Annotated in this window: 6 protein-coding genes; 3 read left to right on the plus strand and 3 right to left on the minus strand. The window is 68.8% G+C overall.

What is annotated here, in order from left to right:
- Positions 1 to 379: 379 nt before the first annotated feature.
- Both gph and dinB read right to left on the minus strand, forming a co-directional pair.
- On the minus strand, positions 380 to 1,033 hold the full coding sequence (gph, locus tag CEK66_RS18405; protein WP_152237867.1) for a phosphoglycolate phosphatase: 654 nt from the start codon (positions 1,031 to 1,033) through the stop codon (positions 380 to 382).
- A 654-nt stretch (positions 1,034 to 1,687) separates the two neighbouring features.
- Positions 1,688 to 2,758: a DNA polymerase IV gene (gene dinB, locus CEK66_RS18410; protein ID WP_193312708.1), complete on the minus strand. Its 1,071-nt coding sequence runs from the start codon at positions 2,756 to 2,758 to the stop codon at positions 1,688 to 1,690.
- 200 nt (positions 2,759 to 2,958) lie between these two features.
- Between dinB and fabA the strand changes: the two genes are divergently transcribed.
- Both fabA and fabB read left to right on the plus strand, forming a co-directional pair.
- Positions 2,959 to 3,474, plus strand: coding sequence for a 3-hydroxyacyl-[acyl-carrier-protein] dehydratase FabA (gene fabA, locus CEK66_RS18415; protein ID WP_043093347.1), 516 nt, complete (start codon positions 2,959 to 2,961; stop codon positions 3,472 to 3,474).
- A complete protein-coding gene (gene fabB / locus CEK66_RS18420) occupies positions 3,474 to 4,682 on the plus strand; it encodes a beta-ketoacyl-ACP synthase I (protein WP_152237869.1) in 1,209 nt (402 codons plus the stop codon). The genes fabA and fabB overlap by 1 nt, the downstream gene beginning before the upstream one ends.
- Before the next feature lie 45 nt (positions 4,683 to 4,727).
- Here fabB and CEK66_RS18425 read toward each other — a convergent pair whose 3' ends face one another.
- Complete coding sequence (locus CEK66_RS18425) at positions 4,728 to 5,591, minus strand: hypothetical protein (protein WP_226978678.1); 864 nt, start codon at positions 5,589 to 5,591, stop codon at positions 4,728 to 4,730.
- A gap of 25 nt (positions 5,592 to 5,616) precedes the next feature.
- On the opposite strand from CEK66_RS18425, the gene CEK66_RS20720 reads away from it, so the two are divergent.
- The coding region (locus CEK66_RS20720) for a hypothetical protein (RefSeq protein WP_226978679.1) at positions 5,617 to 5,858 on the plus strand (242 nt) is incomplete at its 3' end.

Consider the following 5,858-nt stretch of genomic DNA (forward strand, 5'->3'; position numbering starts at 1 on the left):
TGACACAAGCGGCTTCAGCCGTGATGGGCTTTCCCGGGAAAGCCTGTCGCGGCTGAAGCCGTTCCTACGAAAGGCGGCATGTGCGAACACAGCGGATGTAGATGCGCGCATTCTCAAAGCAGACATGCGCGACGCACGCGCACGTGGTCACTCGCGATCAGGCCGCTGGCTGCCGAACGCAAACAGCCTCCCTCGTGCTCATGCATCGCGGCACAAACCTGACAGTTCAGCGACCGCTGCGCGCCCGGACCCTCACCCCAACCCCTCTCCCGGGGGGAGAGGGGCTTACTGCGTCCTGCGCTGTAGGCGCGGCTTCAGCCGCGCCTACACCACATTTCCAGGATCTTCGCGCTATACCGAAGCGCTACGCGGCATCGCGTCAGGGCAACTGCAGCAGCTCGCGCAAATCATCCATCAGCAACACCACGTCGGCCGTGGCCAGATCCAGATCGCGCGGATAGCCGTAACGCACCAGCGCCACCGGCATGCCGGCGGCGTGGCCGGCCTGCAGGTCGGTCCCCGAATCGCCGACCATCAGGCAGCGCGCCGGCGGCTGCGCGAACTGCTGTGCCAGGTGCAGCAGCGGCGCCGGGCTGGGCTTGCGCTCGGGCAGGCTATCGCCGCCGAGCACCGCAGAGAACAGATCGGCCACGCCCAGATGGCGCAACAGCGGCGGCACCATCGCCGACGGCTTGTTGGTGCACAGCGCCAGCGTCACGCCATCCGCATGCAACTGCGTCAGCGCCTCGGCCGCACCCGGATACAGCCGCGGACTGCGCAACAGGCATTCGGCGTAGTGACGCATGAAGGTCGGCATCACCGTCTCGAGCGGCGTGGCGTCGCCGGCATGCCGCCAGGCGCTCTCGACGAGTTTGCGCACGCCCTCGCCGATCCAGCCCAGCACGGTCGCCTCCGGCACGCGCGGCAGGCCGAAGTCGGCCAGGGTGCGGTTCAGCGCCTCGGCGATGTCGGCACCGCTGTTGACCAGGGTGCCATCCAGGTCGAACACCACCAATGCATAAGGAAATGTCATGTCGTGCCAACACAGAGGGACAAGTGCGCATTGTAGGTGGCGCAATGTCGGACGCGGTTGCGACGCGCGCGCGCGGGCGCGGCGCGGCGCGGAAGCTGCCTTCGCTGACACGCGATTGCGACCACGCCACGCCCGCTGCGGCGGCGCCATGACGGCGACCGAGCGCGCGAACCGCGCTCACGCAATCCATCCCGACCCGAGTCAACCGCTCGATCCCTGCGCTCGCGCGCACGACACCAGAGAACATCACCGGTTGGCGATCCCCACCCATGTTTCAATCCACGCATCCGTGAGGACGCGACCAGGTCGATCCGCGTGCCAGAGGATGAAGTCGCTGTTGCAACCCGAGCAGGATGCCCCTGTGGGAGGGACTTCAGTCCCGACGCGGGAGCGACAGCCAGGTTCTCGGCCTGCACCCACATCCCATGGTTGTTTCAACACACGCACACGCGAGCGTGTGCGACCGCTTACGCTGTGCTTGCTGACCGACTCGATGCGCTTTCAATCCACGCCCCCGCAAGGGCGCGACACAGACCCGCCGTCGCCGCACCGTAACCCCAGGTGTTTCAATCCACGCACCGCTCAGGGCGCGACGATAGAGGTTACGACAGTCTCCCGTGGCACACGTTCCCATGCCCAGGCGACGCCACCGCCTCAACCGAACAAGCGCCCCTGCGCCTGCCCCGGCTCGCGCTCGTGGAAGCCGGACAGGCCGACGCCGACCAGGCGGTAGCGGGTGGATGCCGGCAGGTCTACCCGCTCGCGCAGCGCCAGGGCGATGTCGATCAAGGCCTGCAGCGAGTCCGGCGGCTGCTCCGGGGTGAAACTGCGGGTGAGGATGCGGAACTGCGCGGTCTTCAGCTTCAGCACCACGGTGCGCGCGATGCGCTCGGTGCGGCGGGTGGCGTTCCAGGTCTTCTCGGCCAGTTGCCGGATCGCCGGCTCCAGCGCCTCCAGCGCCAGGTCTTCGGCGAAGGTGTCCTCGGAGGAGATCGACTGCACCGGCTGGTCCGATTCCACCGGGCGTTCGTCGATGCCGCGCGCGCGCTGGTACAGGCGCAGGCCGAAGCTGCCGAAGCGCGCCTCCAGTTCCGCCTCGCTGCGCGCGCGCAGGTCGCCGACGGTGGCGATGCCCAGTTCCGCCAGCTTGGCCTCCATGACCTTGCCCACGCCGGGCACCTTGTTCACCGGCAACGGGGTCAGGAACGCTTCCACGCGATGCGGTCGGATCACGAACTGGCCGTCGGGCTTGCGCCAGTCCGAGGCGATCTTGGCCAGGAACTTGTTCGGCGCGATGCCGGCCGAGGCGGTCAGTTCGGTTTCGGCGCGGATCTGCGCGCGGATGGTCTGGGCGATCTCGGTGGCGGTGTGCAATTCGCCCTTGGGCGCGGTGACGTCCAGGTAGGCTTCGTCCAGCGAGAGCGGCTCGATCAGGTCGGTGTGGCGCTGGAAGATCTCGCGCACCTGCCGCGACACCGCCTTGTAGCGGGCGAAATCCGGCGGCACGAAGATCGCGTCCGGGCACAGCCGCTCGGCTCGCAGCGCCGGCATCGCCGAGCGCACGCCGAACACCCGCGCCTCGTAGGAGGCGGCGCACACCACCGAGCGCATGCCGCGCCAGGCCACCACCACCGGCTTGCCCCGCAGCGCCGGATCGTCACGCTGCTCCACGGACGCGTAGAACGCGTCCATGTCGACGTGAATGATCTTGCGCATCGACCCCATACCCTACGCCTGCGAACGGTGTGCGCATGATAAGCCCCGCGCTGCGCACGGACTGAGAATGCGCGCCTTGATCCGGCGCAGTGCGCGCGCCACCGCCGCTGCCGACACTACGCGTGCGTACGGATAAAACGTTTGATTGAACGCGCGAAGCTCATGCACTCTTGCGCGCCTCGACTGTCTCGCCTGGGAATGTTCCGCTCATGAGTCGTCTGTCCTCCTATTCGCGCGAGCAATTGCTCGCCAGCGCACGCGGCGAGTTGTTCGGCGCCGACGCCGCGCGCCTGCCCAACGATCCGATGCTGATGTTCGACCGCATCGTCGCCATCGACGAGACCGGCGGCGCGCACGGCAAGGGCGTGATCCGCGCCGAACTGGATATCCGCCCGGACCTGTGGTTCTTCGGCTGCCATTTCATCGGCGATCCGGTGATGCCCGGCTGCCTGGGCCTGGATGCGATGTGGCAGTTGACCGGCTTCTTCCTGACCTGGCTGGGCGCGCCCGGCCGCGGCCGCGCGCTGGGCGTGGGCGAAGTGAAGTTCACCGGGCAGGTGCTGCCCACCGCCAAGCAGGTGGTGTACGAGATCGACATCAGCCGGGTGATCAACCGCAAGCTGGCGATGGCGGTGGCCGACGGCCGCATGTCGGTGGATGGGCGCGAGATCTATATCGCCAAGGACCTGCGCGTGGGCCTGTTCACGTCGACGGAGGCGTTCTGATGCGGCGCGTGGTCATTACCGGAATGGGCATCACGTCGTGCCTGGGCAACGATCTGGACAGCGTGTCGCGCGCCTTGCGCGAAGGCCGCGCCGGCATCCGCCATAACCCGCAGGCGGTCGAGGCCGGCCTGCGCAGCCAGATCGGCGGCGATGTGCAGCTGGACCTGGACGCGGCGATCGACCGCAAGCTCAAGCGCTTCATGGGCGACGCCTCGGCCTACGCCTACCTGGCGCTGCGCGATGCGCTGGCCGATGCCGGCCTGGACGAGGCGGCGATCAGCGACCCGCGGATCGGCCTGATCGCCGGCTCCGGCGGCGGCTCCAGCCATTGGCAGGTGGAAGCGGCGGATCTGCTGCGCAACCGCGGCGTGCGCAAGGTCGGCCCGTACATGGTGCCGCGCACGATGTGTTCGGCGGTGTCGGCGAGCCTGGCCACCGCGTTCAAGATCAAGGGCGTGAGCTACTCGTTGTCGGCCGCGTGCGCGACCTCGGCGCACTGCATCGGCGCGGCGGCGGACCTGATCCGCCACGGCCAGCAGGACGTGATGTTCGCCGGCGGCGGCGAAGAGCTCGACTGGACCATGAGCCTGATGTTCGACGCGATGGGCGCATTGTCCACCGGCTTCAACGACACGCCGGCGGTGGCCTCGCGGCCCTACGACGCCGCGCGCGACGGCTTCGTCATCGCCGGCGGCGGCGGCATGCTGGTGCTGGAGGACTACGATCATGCGATGGCGCGCGGCGCGCGCATCCACGCCGAACTGGTCGGCTACGGCGTGACCTCCGACGGCGCCGACATGGTGGCCCCGTCCGGCGAAGGCGCGGTGCGCTGCATGCGCATGGCGCTGCAGGGCGTGGACGCGCCGATCGACTATCTCAACACCCATGGCACCTCGACGCCGCTGGGCGATGTCACCGAGCTGGATGCGGTGCGCGCGGTGTTCGGCGATGCGGTGCCGCCGCTGTCCTCGACCAAGGCGCTGTCCGGGCATTCGCTGGGTGCGGCCAGCGTGCACGAGGCGATCTACTGCCTGCTGATGCTGCGCGACGGCTTCATCGCCGGCTCGGCCAATATCGACACGCTGGATCCGCGCGCCGAGGGCTTCCCGATCGTGCGCGAAAGCCGCGACGCGGACTTGCGCACGGTGATGTCCAACAGTTTCGGCTTCGGCGGTACCAACGCCGCGCTGGTGTTCGCCAAGGCCTGACCGTACCCAGGCCGCACGGCGCCTTTGAGGGCGCCGTGGCGCGGCTCAGCGTTCCAGTTGCTTCACGTCGTGTCGCCCGGCGTCCTCGTCCTTGTGCGGTTCCGGCTTGGCCGGTGGCGCTGAGGGCGGAGGCGGAGGCGGCGGTGGTGGCGGTGGTGGCGAACTCGGCTTCGGTGGATGCCGCTCGACCCACTGGATCGTCGCCGGCGACGGCGGCCAGGATGGCGATGCCGATGGCGCAGACGCAGGCGGCGGCACCGGCTGCAGTCCCATCGATTCGCGCTGGCGGCGGTCGCTGTCCTGGCGTTGCAACTCCTTCGCCAGTTCCTTGTTGTAGCGGGGATTGAGCGCGTCCGGCGGCGGGATCCGATGCATCCGCTCGCCCGGCGGCGTCCATGGCGGCGTGGCGCTCACGGCCTCGGACGCGGACGCCTGCGGTGGAGGGGGCGCCCGCCATTGCGGCGCCAACTGCCGCTGCAGCGGTGCCGGGATCTGCGCTGGACCAGCGGCAGTCGCCGCGCTTTCCAGCGGGCGGTAACGCGCGCGTTCGCGTGCCCACGGCTGGCCGCGATAGTGCGTGTCCCAGTAGCGGTCCAGCGCGAAGCCGACCGTGGGCACACCGAGCGCGGCACCGGGCGCGACGCCCTGCCCGTGTTCGTGAAAGTCGATTGCACCGGCCGGCAGCCAGCCACGTTTCTCGCGCCAGCTGACATCGCACCAGGCCCAATCCCGTGTGCAGCCATGCACCTGCAACGCGTCGTCGGTGGCCGGCGTGGCCACGCGCGGATATTCCGGCGCCGGGCCGGCGCGCAGACTGGCGCCGATGCGCACCGTGCCGCTGCCGTCCTGCGCCAATGCCGGCGCGGCCATGCTCAACAGCAACGGCGTCCACCACCCTGCTCGCTTCATGCGGTCCTCCTTGTGCAGTGCGGCAGTGTCCTGCGCCGCGATCGCGGCGGCGAAGATCGCCGTGCCGCTGTGCTGTGTTCTAGCACAGAGGAGCTGGGATTCGGGATTCGGGATGGTCAGTCTGCGGCTGTTGAAAGCCGGGATGGGAATTGGGGGACGTCGTGCACGGAACAACATCGCGATCAAGCTATCTGACAAACGTGGCTGCCTTCCGATGAAAAAGGTCGCCGCTTTTGTGGGAGGGGCTTCGGCCCCGACGGGCTTTGC

Origin of the sequence: Xanthomonas sp. LMG 12460 (assembly GCF_009192895.1) — a bacterium.
Lineage (GTDB): Bacteria > Pseudomonadota > Gammaproteobacteria > Xanthomonadales > Xanthomonadaceae > Xanthomonas_A > Xanthomonas_A sontii.

What these genes read in the sequence shown, in the direction of transcription:
- dinB (WP_193312708.1), bottom strand. Translation starts at nt 2,758, where the DNA reads ATGGGGTCGATGCGCAAGATCATTCACGTCGACATGGACGCGTTCTAC.
- gph (WP_152237867.1), bottom strand. Translation starts at nt 1,033, where the DNA reads ATGACATTTCCTTATGCATTGGTGGTGTTCGACCTGGATGGCACCCTG.
- fabB (WP_152237869.1), top strand. Translation starts at nt 3,474, where the DNA reads ATGCGGCGCGTGGTCATTACCGGAATGGGCATCACGTCGTGCCTGGGC.
- CEK66_RS18425 (WP_226978678.1), bottom strand. Translation starts at nt 5,591, where the DNA reads ATGAAGCGAGCAGGGTGGTGGACGCCGTTGCTGTTGAGCATGGCCGCG.
- fabA (WP_043093347.1), top strand. Translation starts at nt 2,959, where the DNA reads ATGAGTCGTCTGTCCTCCTATTCGCGCGAGCAATTGCTCGCCAGCGCA.